The following is a 17497-nucleotide window of genomic DNA, read 5'->3' on the forward strand; positions in this document are numbered from 1 at the left end:
ATGGGGGCCGGCCCTAACCGAACACCCGCGGCAGCCACAAGGCCAGGTCCGGCCAGAACGCCAGCAGCGCCAGCATCACGAACATCGCCAGTACGAACGGCAGGCTGCCGACGATCACGGCGCTCATCGACCCGCTCTTGCGCAGGCTTTGCACCACGAACAGGTTCAGGCCCACCGGCGGCGTGATCAGCGCGGCTTCGACCAGGATGATGATGATGATGCCCAGCCAGATGGGGTCGTATCCCAGTGCGATCATGATGGGCGCCACGATGGGAATGGTCGTGATCATCATGGACAGCGTTTCCATGAAGCAGCCCAGCACCAGGTAGAACACGATCACGATCAGCAGCATCCAGCCCGGCGACAGCCCCAGGCCGGTGATCGACTGGGTCAGCGCGTCGGTCAGGCCGGTGGCGGACATGACGAAGTTCAGGAAGCTGGCGGCCACCACGATCAGCATGATCATCGCGGTGGAACGCATGGTGCCTTCCATGGCCTCGCGCAACATGGTCCAGGTCAGCCGGCGGAACCAGGCGGCCAGGATCAGCGCGCCCAGCACGCCCAGCGCGGCGGCTTCGGTCGGCGTGGCCAGGCCCGCGTAGATCGAGCCCACCACCAGCAGGAAGATGCCCATGGGCGGGGCCAGGTGCACCAGGCTGGCAAAGCGCTCGCCCCAGGTGGCCTGGATCTTCTTGCCGCCCCAGGACGGTTTGGCTACGCAGGCAACGACCACCGTCAGCATGAACAGCGCCGCCATGGCGAAGCCGGGGATGATGCCCGCCAGGTACAGCTTGGGCACCGACGAATTGGTCAGCACCCCGTAGATCACCAGGTTGATCGACGGCGGAATCAGGATGCCCAGCGTGCCCCCGGCCGCCAGGCTGCCCAGGAACAGCGGCTCGTTGTAGCCGTACTTGCGGATCTGCGGGATGGCCACGGTGCCCACGGTCGCGGCCGTGGCCACGCTGGAGCCGGAGGTGGCCGAGAACAGCGTGGACGCGCCGATATTGGCGTGCATCAGGCCGCCCGGCAGCCACGATAGCCACAGGCTCATGGCGCCGTACATCCGTTCGGCGAACCCGGCGCGCAGCAGCACCTCGCCCAGCATGATGAACAGCGGAATGGCGACCAGCAGGAATTCGTTGTTCGTGCTCCACGAGATTTCACCGATGGCGCGCGACAGCGGCAGCATGGAGAACAGCGGGTCCAGGATCAGGCCCAGCACGCCCAGGGCGGCGCCCACGGGAATGGACAGGCCGATCAGCACCAGCAGCAGAGTCAGGGCGGTCGCGATCATGCTGCGGCTCCCTTGACCATGCGTTCACCGGCGGCGGCTTCCTCGTCGGCCTCTTCCTGCGCCGAACGCACGCCGCAGATTTCCTTGACCAGCGCCAGGTCGCCCGTGACCAGCGCGGCCGACGCGCGTGCCAGCATCAGCGCCACGGTCACGCACATCCAGGCCAGCCCCAGCAGCCACAGCCCCTGCGGGATCCACAGCGGCGTCGCCAGCGGCGTGTTGGCCGCCGACTTCTGCGCCCACGAGGTCTGCACCACCTCGAAGGCGTAGTACGTCAGGAACACCATGAAGACCGCCAGGGCCACCATGGACAGCCAGTCCAGCAACGCCGACACGCGTACCGGCAGCATCTGGTAGAGCACGTCCACGCGCACGTTGGCGCGCTGCAGCGTGGCAAAGGCCAGCGCCCACGACGTGCTGATGGCGAAGGCGTAGCTGGACAACTCGTCCGCGCCGCCCGTGTTGAAGCCCAGGAATTTGCGGGCGAGTACGTCAAAGGAAATGAGCAGGACGCTGGCGACGGTCAGCGCCCCGCCCGCCCACACTGCGGCGCGCGAGAAACTCTCGGCACGCCGCAGCAGCCCGCCCAGCAGGCGGAGGTGGTCGGATCGGGTCATGGGCAGAACCTCTTACTTGCTTGCCGTCACGCCCAGCGTCTTGCCGACGGTGGCGTTGAAGTCCTTGACGCATTGCGCCGAGCAGCGGGCGGCCCACTTGGGCAGCACGGCTTCCTGCGTGACCTTCTTGAGCAATGCGCGGTCGGCATCGGACGGCTGCACCAGCACCATCTTGCCCTTGACCGGGAACGGGCAAGCCGCAGCCCCGGTGTTGCAGTCGTAGCCTTCCTGGGTCTGGCGCGCCGCGGCGTCCCAGATGTTGTCGACCAGCGTCTTCACGTTGGCCTGCAGGAACGTGCGGACGTTGGGGTCCAGCTTGTCCCAGGCCTTCTGGTTGACGGCGTGGATCTGCTGGTTCCAGTTGATGGGCAGCGCCACCAGGTGGGTCGACACTTCGTACCACTTGGCCGAATAGCCCGACAGCGAACCGGTGATGGCGCAATCGACCACCTTGTTCTGCAGCGCCGGCACCACTTCGCCAAACGCCATCGTGACGCTGGAGCCGCCCAGCGCCTCGACGAATTCGGCCGTCGTGCGGCTGCTGGTGCGCACCTTCTTGCCCTTGATGTCGGCCAGGCCCTTGATGTCGGCGTTGCAGAACAGCACCTGCGCCGGATAGGTCGAAATGCCCAGCAGCTTGACGTTGCTGCCCTCGCCATACAGGCGGGCATACACCGGTTCGAACGCGTTGGTCACGGCGCGCGCCGTCTGCACGTCGGGCGCCAGCCCAGCCAGGTCGATGGCCTCGTTGATGGGGTTGTCACTGGCGAAGTACGACAGCGTGGCGGTGCCGAACTCGACCACGCCCGTGGACATCAGGCGCAGCAGTTCCGGCCCCTTCAGGCCCATTTCGTTGAAGCCCTTGATGTCCGCCGTCACCTGGCCCTTGGACTGTTCCGGCACGGTCTTGGTCCAGAACGGCTTTTCGTAGTCGTTGTAGGCGGTCAGGTTGGACAGGCCGCCCACGACCTTCAGGTGGGTCTTGGGCAGGTCTTGCGCCAGGGCGGCGCCCGCGAGCAGGCTGGCTGCGACGGCGGCTGAAACAAGTGACTTCTTCATGGACAAAAACTCCTAGCTGGCGGGATGGTCTGCCGCGCGCAGGTCCCCGTTACCCTGTTCGCGCGCGGGTAGGAATCGAAACGTCAGAGGAGTGATGGCTTCCCCCGCACTGTGTATCCAGGCTTTTTTCTGATCTGCCGCCATTGCAGCGTCAGGGGCGTGCAGCGTCCAATCGTATGTTGCGATGTGGGGGTATAAATATTTCTTGGGTCTCGCCGTCGGCCTCTCGGGCGCATCCCGCAAAGCCAGCATCCATGCGGCTTTGCGGCGCTTTTCAGGTGTCGGGCGCGACTGCGCCGCAGCCGCCTTTGAAGACGGCCGCGCCGCGCCCTTCGGGGAAAACACCTAGGCGGGAATGCTGTCGCCGGCCTGCGCCGCGACCTTCTGCGCCATCTGTGCGATGAGCCTGACCGCGTGGCTGTCCGGGCCTTGCACCCAGGTCGCGGTGAAGCTCAGTTCGGGCAGCGGGTCGGCATCCACCTGCAGGATGCGCAGCTCGCCGCGCGCCAGTTCCTTGCCCAGGAACACCGGCGCGATCACGCTGGTGCCGATACCGTCCTGCGTCATGCGCACCACCATCGACATGGACGCGCTGCCATACATGCGCGGCGACGTGACCCCACCGCGGGTCAGCATGTCGCGCACCACCCGGTAAGGCGCGCTATTGGACGGGTACGTGATGACAGGCAGCCGGCCGATGCGTTCCAGCGTCAGGGGCTCGGGACCCAGTTCAAGCAGCGGGCTGGCCACCCAGGCCAGCGGATAGGTGCACAACGGCAGGTTCTCGACCCGCGCCTCCAGCACCGGCCCCATCAGGAAGGCCAGGTCGATCTGCCGCGCCATCAGGTGCGAGCGCAGCACATGGGTGGTGTCGACCTCGATTTCCAGCACCAGCGCCGGATAGGTCGTGTGCACCAGTTCGATCAGCGTGGGCAGCCAGGTCTGCACGATGGTCTCGGCCACGCCGATGCGCACCGTGCCGGTCATCACGTTCTGCGCGCGGGCGGCTTCGAACATGTCGCGCCGCACCTGCAGCATGCGCTCGGCGTGCGACAGCAGTTCGTGGCCCTTGCCGGTCAGCTTGACGCCGCGGGCGTCGCGCTCGAACAGCCGTACGCCCAGGTCGGCCTCCAGCGAGGCGATGCGTTGCGATACCGCCGGCTGCGTGGTGTTGAGCTTGTCCGAGGCCGCGCGAAAACTGCCCAGCGTGGCCACCCAGAAAAATGTTTCTATATTGCGTAGTTCGATCATGAGCCTTTTCCCCTGGCGCGATGAGCGTATCATGTCAGCCGCCCCGGGGCCCTGCCCGCGGCCCCATTGCGCACAAGGAGTCTGTCCATGTCCCCGGCCGATACCGGTCGCCCGCGTCGCGGCGCCCCTGCCGCCAGCGGTCCGCTCGTCGGCATCCTGCTGCTGGTGGCGTCGATGTGGACGCTGTCGTGCCTGGATGCCAGCGGCAAATGGGTCATGAACGCCGGGGTGCCGCTGCTGGTGCTGTCGTGGTTCCGCTACGCGGTGCACCTGGTACTGGTGCTGGCGCTGGTGCTGCCCACCCGCGGGCCGGGCATCCTGCGCAGCAAGAAGCCGCGCGAACAGATCCTGCGCGGCGGCTCGATGTTCCTGGCCACGCTGATGTTCTTCACCACGCTCAGCTACATCCCCCAGGCCGAAGCCACCGCCATCAATTTCCTGGCGCCCTTGCTGGTGCTGTCGCTGGCCCCCTGGATCCTGAAAGAGCCCGCCCGCCTGTCGCGCTTCGTGGCGGCCGGCATCGCCTTCATCGGCGTGATCATCGTTATCCGGCCGGGCGGCGGCCTGCATCCGGTGGGCACCATTTTCGGCCTGATCACGGCCTGTTGCTTTGCCGCCCAGTTCATCGCCACGCGGCGGGTGGCGGGCGACGATCCGTTCACCTCGCTGATCTGGAGCGGCGCGGTGGGCACGGGCTGCCTGACGCTGGCCCTGCCTTTCATCCTGCCGCCTGCCCTGCCCGTGCTGCAAGCGCTGACGCCGCTGGACTGGACGCTGCTGATTTCCACCGGCATCACCGGCGGGCTGGGCCACCTGTTCCAGATCGCCGCCTACCGCCGCGCGCCGGCGTCCACGCTGGCCCCCTTCATCTACCTGCAGATCATCAGCGCCACCACGGTGGGCTGGCTGGTCTGGGGCCACTTCCCGGACCCGCTGACCTGGCTGGGCATCGCCATCATCTGCGCCAGCGGCATCGGCATCGGCCTGGTCGAATGGCGCCGGGGCCGCGCCCTGGCGGCGGCCGCCGCCGCCGCCCGCTAGCCCACTCCCGTACAATGCTCGGCGCTTGCCGCCTGCCGGGCGGCCGGCCTTCCCGGCATTTCCAGAACGAGGTCTACATGATCATCAAACCCCGCGTGCGCGGCTTCATCTGCGTGACCACCCATCCCGTTGGCTGCGAAGCCAACGTCAAGAACCAGATCGACTACGTGCGCGCCCAGGGTCCGATTGCCGGGGGGCCCAAGCGCGTGCTGGTGATCGGTGCGTCCACCGGCTACGGTCTGGCGGCCCGCATCAGCGCGGCCTTCGGTTGCGGCGCCCAGACCCTGGGGGTGTTCTTCGAGCGGCCCGGCGACGCCGCCAAGGCCGGCACGCCGGGCTGGTACAACAGCGCCGCTTTCGACAAATTCGCCAGCGCCGAGGGCCTGTACGCCAAGAGCATCAACGGCGACGCGTTTTCCGACGCCATCAAGGCCCGGACCATCGCCGCGATCAAGGCCGACCTGGGCCAGGTCGACCAGGTGATCTACAGCCTGGCTGCGCCGCGCCGCACGCACCCCAAGACCGGCGAGGTCTTCAGCTCGACGCTCAAGCCGATCGGCCACGCGGTCAACCTGCGTGGCCTGGACACCGACAAGGAAGTCATCAAGGAATCGGTGCTGGAACCGGCCACCCAGGCCGAAATCGACGGCACCGTGGCCGTGATGGGCGGCGACGACTGGCAATTGTGGATCGACGCGCTGCTGGACGCCGGCGTGCTGGCCGAAGGCGCCACCACCACGGCATTCACCTACCTCGGTGAAAAGATCACCCACGACATCTACTGGAACGGCTCGATCGGCGCAGCCAAGAAAGACCTGGACCAGAAGGTGCAGGACATCCGCGCCAAGCTGGCCGCGCGCGGCGGCGACGCCCGCGTGTCGGTGCTCAAGGCCGTGGTAACGCAGGCCAGCTCGGCGATCCCGATGATGCCGCTGTACCTGTCGCTGCTGTTCAAGGTCATGAAGCAGCAAGGCACGCACGAAGGCTGCATCGAGCAGGTCTATGGCCTGTACCGGGACAGCCTGTGCGGCGACGCGCCGATCCTGGACGCCGAAGGCCGCCTGCGCGCCGACTACAAGGAACTGGACCCGGCCGTGCAGGCCCAGGTGCAGGCCCTGTGGCACCAGGTCACCGACGCCAATCTGTACGAATTGACCGATTTCGCCGGCTACAAGCAGGAATTCCTGCGACTGTTCGGCTTCGAGATCGACGGCGTGGACTACCAGGCCGACGTCAACCCGGACGTGAAGATCCCCGGCTTGATTTCAGCCTGAACCGCGCCCGCGCGCGCGGCGAGCTGACCGTCGCCGCCCACGCGGTGTCAGCGCCTATTGTTCGGCAAACAGGCGCAGCAGTTGATCCAGCCCGCCCGCGTCGATGGCCACCTTGGCTTGCTGCCGCACCGCGGGCTTGGCGTGATAGGCCACCGACAGCCCGGCGGTGCGCAGCATCGGCAGGTCGTTGGCGCCGTCGCCCACCGCTATGGCCTGTTCCGGCCCCACGCCCAGCGCCGCACACACTTCCAGCAGCTTGCGGCGCTTTTCCTCACCGTCGCACAGGTCGCCCCAGGGCTGCGGCAGCAGCCGCCCGGTCAGGCGTCCGTCTTCGATTTCCAGAACGTTGGCGCGCACGTCGTCCAACCCCAGCCGCACCCGCAGCCGGTCGGTGAAACAGGTGAAGCCGCCCGTCACCAGCAGGCAGAAAAGGCCCGCGGCCTTGCACGCGGCGATCAAGGTTTCAACGCCCGGATTGAGCCGCAGGCGCTGTTCATAGACTTCGTCCAGCCCTGCCTGCGGCATGCCCGCCAGCAGCGCCACGCGCTCGCGCAGGCTCTGCTTGTAGTCGGTGATTTCGCCGCGCATGGCGGCTTCGGTCAAGGCGGCCACCTCGGCCTTCTTGCCCATCAGGTCGGCCATCTCGTCCAGGGTCTCGATGGCGATCAGGGTCGAGTCCATGTCGAACGCAATGACCTTGTAGTCGGACAGCGAAAGCGGCGGCGTGATGCCGCGCCAGTGCAGGCCGGCGGCGTCGGGGAAAGCTTGCATGGAAGTGGGTCCTTGGATCAGTCGGGTCGAGGATGAACGGGGTGCGAAAGGCTATTGTCCAGGCAGCGGATGGCCGGCCTCGCGGCCCAGCCAGTCGATGAAATGCCGCGCCGCGGCGGCGGCCGGGCCTTCCTGGCGGTACAGCGCGTGCACGCCGGCATTGGGCAGGCGCGGTTCGAGAAAGACGGGACGCAGCCGGTCCGCCTGCAGGTCGTCCTGCAGCAGGCACCACGGCGCCAGCGCAATGCCCAGGTCGTTCATGGCTGCCTGCATGCACAGGAACTGATGGTCGAACACCGGTCCCGGCAATTGCGCCGGCACGTCCACCTTGGCCAGCGCAAACCAGCGCGGCCAGTGATCCATGCCGCCGGCCACCTTCAGGAGCGGATGGCGCAGGCAGTCGGCGGGCGTGGCCAGCCGGTTGCGTTCGATGAAGCGCGGCGACGCCACCGGCACGTGGAAGTCATCCAGGCAATGCACGCACGCCATCTCGGGGTGGGCCAGGTAGCCGTGGCGGATCAGCACGTCGCTGCCCGCGTCGTCGCCGCGATCCAGGAACGAGCGGCCCTGGGTGCTCAACTGCACGTCCACGCCCGGGTGCAGCACCTGGAACGCCGACAGGCGCGGGATCAGCCATTTCATGGTCAGGGATGGCGTGGCGCTGACGCGCAGCATGCCGCCATAACTGGGCGAACGCAGCTTGGCGGTGGCCGCGGCGATGCGTTCCAGGCTGGCCTGGACCTCGGGAAAATACGCCTGCGCGCAAGGCAGCAAGGTCACGCCGCGCGCCTCGCGCGCGAACAGCGGCTGGCCCACGTAGTCTTCGAGGATGCGGATCTGCTGGCTGACGGCGCTGTGCGTGATGCTCAGCTCGTCGGCCGCCGCGGTGAAGCTGCGCAGGCGCGCCGCGGCCTCGAATACCCGCAAGGCCTTCAGCGGCGGCAGGCTCGGGCCCGCCATCTCAGGCCGCGCCCGCCCGCGCGCCGGGCCGGCGCAAGGCTTTGCTGCTGTTACCCACGTTTTCCCTTGTCGTCTGTCTTTTGCCGGCGCATTGCGATGCGCCTTCGCTATGAGCGGCATTCTAGGGGATTGCGCCGCCGCCGACCTCTTAGAAAATCTAACGACTCGCCTTAAAAAACACTGCTGGTGGCCGGTGAGGGGCCTGCCTATGATGCGGTCAATCACAGGCAGGAACCTCACATGGCATCCATCACGGTAGACGGCATCATCAAGACCTTCGGTGGCCAGCAAGTGCTGCGCAACCTGTCGCTGCACATTCCCGACGGCGCGTTCTACACGCTGCTGGGCCCCAGCGGCTGCGGCAAGACCACCCTGCTGCGCTGCATTGCCGGCTTCTATGCGCCCGATGGCGGCCGCCTGCTGTTCGACCAGGACGACGTCACCCACGTGTCCGCGCACCGCCGCGACATCGGCATGGTGTTCCAGGACTATGCGCTGTTTCCGGACAAGAGCGCGTTCGACAACGTCGCCTACGGCCTGCGCGCCCGCGGCGTGGCCCGTGCCGAGATCACCCGCCGCGCCAACGAGGCGCTGGACAAGGTCGGCCTGCTGGCGTTGGCTGACCGTTACCCGGCCCAGATGAGCGGCGGCCAGCGCCAGCGGGTGGCGCTGGCGCGCGCCCTGGTGATCCGGCCGCGCGTGCTGCTGATGGACGAACCGCTTTCCAACCTGGACGCCAAGATGCGCCTGCAGATGCGCGACGTCATCCTGGACCTGGTGCGCGAGGCCGGCATCACCACGGTGTTCGTCACGCACGACCAGGAAGAGGCGCTGGCCATGTCCGACCGCATCGCCATCATGGACAGCGGCAACATCGCCCAGCTGGGCACGCCTGAAGAACTGTACGGCACCCCCGTGAATGCCTACGTGGCGGACTTCATCGGCTCGGCCAACGTCATTCCCGTGCCGGCTCGCGCGGGCCTTGCGGGCGCCCCGGCTGGCCACGTGCGCTACGAACTGTGCGGACTGGGCTTTGACGGCACCCTGGGCGGCGCCGACCTGGCCGACCGCGCGGTGCTGATCGCCCGCCCCGAGGAACTGGCGCTGATGGCGCCGGCGCCCTACGTGCCCAATACGCTGCCCGGCAAGGTGCTGCGGCGGCAATACCTGGGCTTCAAGACCGCCTACCGCATCGAACTGCAGGACGGCTCGGAGATCCGCGTGGAACTGCACGCGGGCAACATGGTGGCGCAGTTCCAGCCCGGCGAATCGGTGCAGGTGCTGATTCCCGCCGACAGTCGCGTCGTGAACGCCTGAGGACGCCCGCGCCATGAAGATCAAATGGTGGCCCTGGGGCATCCTGACCGCAATCAGCCTGGCGCTGTTGCTGTTTTTCGTGCTGTATCCGCTGGGCGTGCTGTTCGGCAACAGCGTCACCGGCCAGGACGGCGGCTTTTCGCTCGAAGGCTTCAAGGCCCTGCTGGCCGACTCGCAGTACCTGGAGGCCTTCGGCAACACCCTCGTGCTGGGCTTGGCCGTCACCACCTGCACCATCCTGGTGGGCGTGCCGTTCGCGTACATGGTGGCGCGCTACGATTTTCCGCTCAAGAACCTGGTGGCCATCCTGCCGGTGCTGACCATCGTGATTCCGGAGATCATCGTGGGCCAGTCCTGGCTGCTGATCCTGGGCAACAACGGCGTCCTGACCAACCTGCTGGGCGACGCGGGCATCTCGCTGCCGTCGTTCTACGGCTGGACCGGCATGGTGTTCTCGATGACGCTGGTGTACTACACCTACATCTACCTGGGCGTACTGGCCGCGCTACGGGGCTTTGACGGCCAGCTGGAAGAAGCCGGCCTGAGCCTGGGCACCCCGCCTTTCATGACCAAGCTGCGGGTGCTGGTACCGGTGCTGCTGCCGGCGGTGCTGGTGAACGCCCTGGTGGTGTTCACGCTGGTGGTGGGCAACTTCGCGCTGGCGATGCTGCTGGGCAGCCGCGTGCCGCTCTTGTCGGTCATGACCTACAACACCTTCGTCAGCGAAATGGGCGGCAGTCCCACGCTGCAAAGCGCCATGTCGGTGGTGTCCATCGCCATCGTGGCCATCGTGCTGTTCATCCAGAAACGGGTCGTCGAACGCAAGGTCTACACCATGACGCAGGGCCGCGCGCCCGCCGCACGCCGGGTGCGCTCGTGGACCGCACTGCTCTACACGGGCGGCGTCGGCCTGGTGATCCTGGTGTCGATGCTGCCGCTCATCATCGTGTTCGTGGCCGCCTTCACCAAGACCAGCGGGCCGGTGATGCAGTGGGGCTCATGGTCGCTGGCCAGCATGCAGCGGGCCTTGCACGGCGCGCCGGAACCCATCCTGAATTCCCTGAAATTCGCCTCGCTGGCCACCGTCACGGGCGTGGCCTTCGCGGTGCTGGTCAGCTACCTGACCATCAAGAAGCGCAGCGCCTTCACGCAGGTGCTGGACTACATCGTCGTGCTGCCGCTGACCATCTCCGGCACGGTGCTGGGCATTGCGCTGGTGCAGACCTTCAACACCGGCTGGCTGGTGCTGGCGGGCACGTCCGGCATCATGGTGCTGTGCTACGCGGTGCGGCGCCTGCCGTTCGCGGTGCGCAACGCCTCGTCGGTGCTGTTCAACATTCCCGATTCCATCGAAGAGGCCTCGATCAGCCTGGGCGTGTCCCCCCTGATGACCTTCTTCAAGGTGATCCTGCCCGCCATGAAGGCCTCGATCATCTCGGCCGCCATCCTCATGTGGCTGACGACGATTTCCGAGCTGTCGGCGTCCATCGTGGCCTACAGCGGCGGCCTGGAAACCATGCCCATCGCCATTTTCCGCCAGGTCGACGGCGGCCGTCTCGGCATGGCCTCGGCCTATGGCGCCGCGCTGGTCACGGTGATCGTGCTGCCCATCATCGTGTCGGTCAAGGCGTTCCGCATCAAGCTGTTCTCCGGCAAATAACCCGCACCCACCAAAGGCGACCCATGCACCTCAAACACATCCTGCACACCGGCCTGTTGGCCGCCACCCTGGCCTCGGGCGCCCTGCACGCCCAGAACGTGGTCCTGTATTCATCCAACAACACGGAAACCATCGAAACCGCGCTGGAGGCCGTCAAGGCCAAATCGCCCAAGCTGAACGTGCAGCCGGTCACCGGCGGCACGGGCACGATGATGAAGCGCATCGAGGCCGAAGCGCAGAACCCGCGCGGCGACCTGTTCTGGAGCGGTGGCTTCGGCACGCTGGGCGCCTACCGCCAGCACCTGCAGCCCTATCGCTCGCCCGACCTGGACAAGATTCCCGCCGAGTTCCGCGGCCCGGACGACCTGTGGGTGGGCACCAACGTGCACATCATGGTGCTGATGGTCAACGAACGCCAGTTGAAGGGCCTGCCGGCCCCGGCCACCTGGTCCGACCTGATGCAGCCGCAATGGAAGGGCAAGTTCGCCATCACCGACCCGTCCAAGAGCGGCACGGCCTACATGCTGGTCTATGGCCTGTACAAGCAGTTCGGCCAGGAAGGCCTGGACAAGATCGCCGCCAACGCCGTGGTCACCGCCTCGTCGGGCACCACCTACAAGGGCGTGGCCGCGGGCGAATACGCGGTGGGCATGACGCTGGAATACGCCGCCCAGGAATACGTGGCCGGCGGTCAGAAGGAAATAAAGCTGGTCTACCCGAGCGAAGGCAGCTACCTGGCGCCCGAAGGCATGTTCATCATCAAGGGCGCCAAGAACCTGGACGCCGCCCGCGCCCTTTACGACGGCCTGCTCAGCAAGGAAGCCCAGGAAGCGCAGCTGGTGAAGAACTTCCGCCGCCCCACCCGCACGGACATCGCGGTGGCCAGCCTGACCACCCTGCCCGACTTCAACAGCATCAAGATATTCCCGGTCAGCCAGGACGCGGCGGCCAAGGAATACGAAGCCGTGGTGACGGCCTGGAACCAGGCGGTGGCCAAGGCCAAGTAAGCGCGGCTATCCGGTGGGCAGACAGGCCATCAGGCCCGCCTGCCGCTGGCCGCGGGCCTCCCTTGCGTGCCCGGCAGGCTGACGCTACTGGACCATGCGCCCGGCCGCCAGCACCAACTGGCGGGCGCAGCGCGCCGCCAGCTGCGGATCATGGGTCACCAGCACCAGGGTGGTGCCGTGCTCCCGGTGCAGGTCGAACATCAGGTCGATCACCGTCACGCCCGTGGCGGCATCCAGGCTGCCGGTGGGTTCGTCCGCGAACAGCAGATCCGGCTGCACCACGAAGGCGCGCGCCAGCGACACGCGCTGCTGCTCGCCGCCCGACAGGGTGCGCGGGTAGTGGTTCAGCCGCGCGCCCAGGCCGACCCGTTCCAGCATGGCCTGCGCGGCCTCGCGGGCCGGCTGGCCGGCCAGTTCCAGCGGCAGCATCACGTTTTCCAGCGCCGTCAGGTTAGGCAAGAGCTGAAACGACTGGAACACAAATCCCACGTGATTGGCGCGCAGGCGCGCCCGGCCGTCTTCATCCAGTGAGAACAGGTCCTGCCCGGCCAGGCGCACGCTGCCCGAGCTGGGAACATCCAGGCCTGCCAGCAGTCCCAACAAGGTGGACTTGCCCGAACCGGAGCTACCGGTGATGGCCACGGCGCTGCCTGCCTGCACCGTAAAATCGATGTCTTCCAGGATAGACAGCGTCCCGCCGGCATCGGCTACCCGCTTGCCCAGCCCTTTCACCTCGATCGAATTCTTGCTATCCATGCGCCTATTTCCCCGTCTGCTACTTACGTCCGTTCTTGCCAGCGCCCTGTTGGCGCCCGCCCACGCTCAGACCACCGCCGCGGCGCAGGGTTCCGCGCTGCGCACCGTGCTGGTGGTGGGCGACAGCCTGGCCGCCGAATACGGCATCAAGCGCGGCACCGGCTGGGTGCCGCTGCTGTCCGCCCGGCTTTCCGAACAATACCCGAAGTACAAGGTCGTCAATGCCAGCATCAGCGGCGACACTACCAGCGGCGGCGTCGCGCGCCTGCCCGCGCTGCTGCGCCAGCATGAGCCGGCGGTGGTCGTGCTGGAGCTGGGTTCGAACGACGCCCTGCGCGGGCTGCCGCTGAACATGACCGAACAGAACCTGCGCACCATGGCGCAAACGGCCCGCAAGGCCGATGCCCAGGTGGTCATCGTGGGCATGCAGATTCCGCCCAACTACGGCCGCGACTACACCCAGCGCTTTGCCCAGGTGTTTCCCACGGTCGCCAAAGACGAAAACGCCCGGCTCGTGCCCTTCCTGATGGAAGGCATTGCAACGAACCGGGCGATGTTCCAGGCCGACGGCATCCATCCGAATGAGGATGCGCAAGGCCAATTGCTGGATAACGTGTGGCCGGTATTGCGGCCGCTGCTGCAGTAATACGCAACGGCGCCGCGGCGTGGCGAAAGGCTCAGCCTGCCGCCTGCGGGGATGCGTCGCCCCGGATGACGTCGGCGGCGGCCGGCAGCACCTGAACCTTGTATTCTTCGCGCAGCATGCGCACCAGGGCTTCGTTTTCGGCCTGGCCCCAGGCGCCCGACAGCTGCTGCGCCAGACGTTCCTTGTCGGCGGCATCGACCGTGCCGGCATCGACCTTTTCCAGGCGCACCAGCGTGTAGTCGGCGCCCGACTGCACACCGGTATAGGCCGGCAGCTTGGACGCCGGCAGGCGCATCACGGCGTCCAGCACCGAACGCGGCAGGTTCTTCGGGTCTTGGCGGGACACCACCAGCGGGCCGCCAAAGCCTTCCGGCGTTGCTGCCGGGCTGGCCTGATCGGCCGCCAGCGCGGCTTCGCCAGCCTTCTTGGCGGCTTCGGCCGAACGCTCGTCCAGCAGCTTGGCACGGATGGAATCGCTGACCTTGTCCAGCGGCGGGATGTGGGCGGGTTCCACCGCGGCCATGCGCACGGCCAGCATGGTATCGGGCGACAGTTCGATCACGCCGGAATTCTGCTTTTCACGCAGCACGTCGGGCGAAAACACCACCTGGCGCACGCGCGGGTTGTCCAGCAGCGCCGCATCCGGGCTGTCGGCGGCGGAACCCGGGCCGGCCTTGTCGGCCGGCAGCAGGCCTTCGCGGGTGACGCCCGAGGCGGTGCGCAGCTTCAGGCCCACCGCGTCGGCGGCCGGTTGCAGGCTGTCGCGCTGGTCGTAGACCTGCTTGTTCAGTTGGCTGGCCATTTCCGAGAAACGGATGGCGGCCAGTTGCTTGCGCACTTCAGCGGTGATCTGGTCCTTGACCTCGGCCAGCGGCTTGACCGCGGCCGGCTGGATCTCGGTGACCTTGACCACGTGAAAGCCTGACGGGCTTTCGACCACGCCGGACACCTGGTCCTTGGCCTGGCCGAACACGGCCTTTTCCAGCGGACCGGACAGCATGCCCGGTGCCAGCCAGCCCAGGTCGCCGCCATTGGCGGCCGAACCGGCGTCCTGCGAATTCTTGCGGGCCAGCTCGGCAAACCTGGCCGGGTCGGCGGCAGCCTGCCTGGCCAGGTCTTCGGCCTTGGCACGGGCGGCCTTGCGCGCATCTTCCGAGGCGCCCGCGGGCACTTCGATCATGATGTGGCTGGCGCGGCGGCGCTCGGGCTGGCCAAAGCGGGACTTGTTCTGCTCGTAGTACGAGGCCAGGTCTTCGTCCTTGACCTGCACGCCCTGCGTGGCGGCGGCTTCGTCCAGCACCAGGTATTGCACCTGCACCTGTTCGGGAACCTGCAGTTGCTGCTTGTTGGCGTCGTACCAGGTCTGGATGTCAGCCGGCGTGACCGTCACTTGCGAGCGGAAATCGGCGGCGGCAAAACGGCGCAGCTGCACCGTGCGTTGCTGCGTCAGCGCGGTTTCCAGCGAGGCGACGACTTCGCCGGGCGCGCGGGCCGACTGGCCGACGGGCTCAAGCACGCGGGCCACGGCCAGATCGCGCCGCAGACCGGCTTCGAACGAGGTGGGCGACATGCCTTGCGCGGCCAGCACCTGGCGATAGCGTTCGGGCGAGAAACGGCCGTTGTCCTGGACTTCCGGGATGGCGGCGATGGTGTTGCGCAGCGTTTCGTCGGACACCGAGAAACGGTTGTCGACGGCCACGTTGGCCAGCAGGCGCTGATTGATCAGCTGGTTCAGCAGGCTTTCGCGCAGTGCCGGCGTATCGATCACCGCGGGGTCGAACTGCGCACCCAGGCGTTGGCGGAATTGCTCCAGCTGGTTGCGGTGCGCCTGGTCGAACTCGGCGCGGGAAATCGGCTGGCCGGCGACGGTGGCCAATTCAGGCTCGCGGCGCATGAAGCTGTCATAGCCTTGAATCCCGACGAGGAAGAAGGAAGGCACAATCAGAAGCAGCAGGATGAACTGCATCCAGCGCCGATGGCTGCGAATAAATTCGAACATGGAATCCCTGTTGCCGCACTCGAGAGGAGACTTCCGCCCGGGCCGCACGAAAACGCATAAAAAAAGGCGAATCTCATTCGCCCTATTCCCATACCGGTCAAACCGGGTCAGCGGGCGGATTTTAGCATTTCTCATTCGTCCCGCAGCGGCCGATTCCAACGTGCCTTCTGCGGCCCCGCCCGCGTGCGTCCGCCCCACTTGCAGCCGCCCTTCTCGCCGTCCTTGCGCTTCATGGAAGCCCCCGCCAGTCAACCCGGGAAACCCCCGTTTTCGACCCGGGTCCGCCCTCGTATCGTCAAATCCGGGACCGACCCCGGCCAGGCCCGCGCCGACCGCTTGCGGCAATGCCTGATTCCGGCCATGCGCCGTTCCTGCAATACCCTGTTCCCGCGATTCCTTGCAGCTTCCCTCTTCCCCCTTCACGCCAAGGTGATCATCGATGCCGTTCCCGTTCCCCCGCCCCCTCGTCCTGCGCACCGCCGTCGCCCTGACTTTGCTGGGAGGCTCCCATGCCGCCCTCGCGGCCCCCGTCGCCGCCGTGCACGAGGCCGCCCAGGACCAGAAGCAAGCCATGCTCGACACCATGCGCGACCTGGTCAACATCGAATCGGGCAGCAAGGACGTCGAAGGCGTGGAACGCATCGCCGCCCTCATCGGCGAGCGTCTCAAGGCCCTGGGCGGCACCGTCGACATCATCAAGCCCACCGACATCTTCCGCCTGGACGACACCCCCGAACACGTCGGGCCCATGGTCCACGCCGAGTTCAAGGGCACCGGCCAGAAGAAGATCATGCTCATCGCGCACATGGACACCGTCTACCGCAACGGCATGCTCCGCGACCAGCCCTTTCGCATCGACGGCGACCGCGCCTACGGCCTGGGCATCGCCGACGACAAGCACGGCGTCGCCACCATCCTGCACACCCTGGCCCTGCTGCAGAAAATGGGCTTCAAGGACTACGGCACCCTCACCGTCCTCATCAACGGCGACGAAGAAATCAGCTCGCCCGGCGCCCGCGACACCATCACCCGGCTGGGCGCCGACCAGGACGCCGTCTTCTCCTTCGAAGGCGGCGGCACCGAACCCCGCCTGACCCTGGCCACCAGCGGCATCGGCGCCGCCTACCTCAACGTGCAAGGCAAGACCTCCCACGCCGGTGCCCGCCCCGAAGGCGGCGTCAACGCCCTCTACGAACTCGCCCACCAGCTGCTGCAACTGGACAAGCTGTCCAAACCCGAAGAAGGCCTGAAACTGAACTGGACCGTCGCCCAGGCCGGCACCAACCGCAACGTCATCCCCGGCCAGGCCACCGCCCAGGCCGACGCCCGCGCCCTGAAAGTCTCCGACTTCGACGCCCTGGCCCGCACCCTGCAGGAACGCGTGCAGAAGAAACTGCTGCCCGACTCCAAGGTCACCGTCAAATTCGAAGTCCGCCGCCCCCCGCTCGAAGCCACCCCCGCGTCCCGCGCGCTGGCCAACCACGGCGTCGCCATCTACAAAGAACTCGACCTGCCCATGAAAGTCATCGACCGCGCCAGCGGCGGAGGCACCGACGCCGCCTTCGCCGCCCTCAAGGCCCGCGGCCCCGTGATCGAAGGCATGGGCCTGTCCGGCTTCGGCGCCCACTCCAACGACGCCGAATACATCCAGATCAACTCCATCGTCCCGCGCCTCTATCTGGCCGCCCGCCTGATCATGGACATCTCACAAGACAAGGCCCCACTGAAGTAGAGCCACCACAACAACAAAGCCCTCAACCGCTGCATCACCAGCAGCGTATGTCCAGGACGGCCGCGCAGGGCGGCCCGTCCTGGACGGGCGCAATCCACCTCTTCCCCCCC

Annotated in this window: 15 protein-coding genes; 7 read left to right on the plus strand and 8 right to left on the minus strand. The window is 67.0% G+C overall.

Annotated elements, in window-relative coordinates; all coding sequences use genetic code 11:
* Positions 1 to 13: 13 nt before the first annotated feature.
* The 4 genes from ACUDP5_RS15060 to ACUDP5_RS15075 form a co-directional block, all read right to left on the minus strand.
* Positions 14 to 1297 carry a TRAP transporter large permease gene (locus ACUDP5_RS15060; protein ID WP_445656447.1) on the minus strand — a complete coding sequence of 428 codons (1284 nt, stop codon included), beginning with the start codon at positions 1295 to 1297 and terminating at the stop codon, positions 14 to 16.
* Positions 1294 to 1914, minus strand: coding sequence for a TRAP transporter small permease subunit (locus ACUDP5_RS15065; RefSeq protein ID WP_263915592.1), 621 nt, complete (start codon positions 1912 to 1914; stop codon positions 1294 to 1296). The genes ACUDP5_RS15060 and ACUDP5_RS15065 overlap by 4 nt, the downstream gene beginning before the upstream one ends.
* 12 nt (positions 1915 to 1926) lie before the next feature.
* A complete protein-coding gene (locus tag ACUDP5_RS15070) occupies positions 1927 to 2973 on the minus strand; it encodes a TRAP transporter substrate-binding protein (protein WP_263915593.1) in 1047 nt (348 codons plus the stop codon).
* A 345-nt stretch (positions 2974 to 3318) separates the two neighbouring features.
* Positions 3319 to 4224, minus strand: coding sequence for a LysR family transcriptional regulator (locus ACUDP5_RS15075; protein ID WP_263915594.1), 906 nt, complete (start codon positions 4222 to 4224; stop codon positions 3319 to 3321).
* Positions 4225 to 4311: 87 nt separating this feature from the next.
* On the opposite strand from ACUDP5_RS15075, the gene ACUDP5_RS15080 reads away from it, so the two are divergent.
* Positions 4312 to 5265 (plus strand): DMT family transporter, encoded by a 954-nt coding sequence (locus ACUDP5_RS15080; RefSeq protein ID WP_263915595.1) that lies wholly within the window; start codon positions 4312 to 4314, stop codon positions 5263 to 5265.
* 77 nt (positions 5266 to 5342) lie between these two features.
* Positions 5343 to 6539 carry an enoyl-ACP reductase FabV gene (gene fabV / locus ACUDP5_RS15085; RefSeq protein WP_445656448.1) on the plus strand — a complete coding sequence of 399 codons (1197 nt, stop codon included), beginning with the start codon at positions 5343 to 5345 and terminating at the stop codon, positions 6537 to 6539.
* Positions 6540 to 6593: 54 nt separating this feature from the next.
* Here fabV and serB read toward each other — a convergent pair whose 3' ends face one another.
* Together serB and ACUDP5_RS15095 are read right to left on the minus strand one after the other, a co-directional pair.
* Positions 6594 to 7310, minus strand: coding sequence for a phosphoserine phosphatase SerB (serB, locus tag ACUDP5_RS15090; protein ID WP_263915597.1), 717 nt, complete (start codon positions 7308 to 7310; stop codon positions 6594 to 6596).
* Between the two features lie 51 nt (positions 7311 to 7361).
* The gene (locus ACUDP5_RS15095; RefSeq protein ID WP_263915598.1) at positions 7362 to 8270 is read right to left on the minus strand and encodes a LysR substrate-binding domain-containing protein; all 909 of its coding nucleotides are present in this window, start codon (positions 8268 to 8270) and stop codon (positions 7362 to 7364) included.
* 240 nt (positions 8271 to 8510) lie between these two features.
* Between ACUDP5_RS15095 and ACUDP5_RS15100 the strand changes: the two genes are divergently transcribed.
* Genes ACUDP5_RS15100 through ACUDP5_RS15110 form a run of 3 tightly spaced genes read left to right on the plus strand, consistent with a single transcriptional unit; the run spans position 8511 to position 12254 of the window.
* A complete protein-coding gene (locus ACUDP5_RS15100) occupies positions 8511 to 9587 on the plus strand; it encodes an ABC transporter ATP-binding protein (protein WP_263915599.1) in 1077 nt (358 codons plus the stop codon).
* 13 nt (positions 9588 to 9600) lie between these two features.
* A complete protein-coding gene (locus ACUDP5_RS15105) occupies positions 9601 to 11247 on the plus strand; it encodes an ABC transporter permease (RefSeq protein ID WP_445656449.1) in 1647 nt (548 codons plus the stop codon).
* 23 nt (positions 11248 to 11270) lie between these two features.
* The gene (locus tag ACUDP5_RS15110; RefSeq protein ID WP_445656450.1) at positions 11271 to 12254 is read left to right on the plus strand and encodes an ABC transporter substrate-binding protein; all 984 of its coding nucleotides are present in this window, start codon (positions 11271 to 11273) and stop codon (positions 12252 to 12254) included.
* Positions 12255 to 12338: 84 nt separating this feature from the next.
* Here ACUDP5_RS15110 and ACUDP5_RS15115 read toward each other — a convergent pair whose 3' ends face one another.
* Positions 12339 to 13010, minus strand: a complete 672-nt coding sequence (locus tag ACUDP5_RS15115) for an ABC transporter ATP-binding protein (protein WP_263915602.1) — start codon at positions 13008 to 13010, stop codon at positions 12339 to 12341.
* On the opposite strand from ACUDP5_RS15115, the gene ACUDP5_RS15120 reads away from it, so the two are divergent.
* On the plus strand, positions 13009 to 13656 hold the full coding sequence (locus ACUDP5_RS15120) for an arylesterase (RefSeq protein WP_445656451.1): 648 nt from the start codon (positions 13009 to 13011) through the stop codon (positions 13654 to 13656). The two genes, ACUDP5_RS15115 and ACUDP5_RS15120, sit on opposite strands and share 2 nt — an antisense overlap.
* A 31-nt stretch (positions 13657 to 13687) precedes the next feature.
* Here the strand turns inward: ACUDP5_RS15120 and ACUDP5_RS15125 are convergent, their stop codons facing one another.
* The gene (locus tag ACUDP5_RS15125) at positions 13688 to 15655 is read right to left on the minus strand and encodes a SurA N-terminal domain-containing protein (RefSeq protein WP_445656452.1); all 1968 of its coding nucleotides are present in this window, start codon (positions 15653 to 15655) and stop codon (positions 13688 to 13690) included.
* A 439-nt stretch (positions 15656 to 16094) separates the two neighbouring features.
* Here ACUDP5_RS15125 and ACUDP5_RS15130 point away from each other — a divergent pair, with 439 nt between their 5' ends.
* Positions 16095 to 17387 (plus strand): M20/M25/M40 family metallo-hydrolase, encoded by a 1293-nt coding sequence (locus ACUDP5_RS15130; RefSeq protein WP_445656453.1) that lies wholly within the window; start codon positions 16095 to 16097, stop codon positions 17385 to 17387.
* Positions 17388 to 17497 lie beyond the last annotated feature (110 nt).

It is taken from the genome of Achromobacter sp. NCFB-sbj8-Ac1-l, assembly GCF_052695805.1.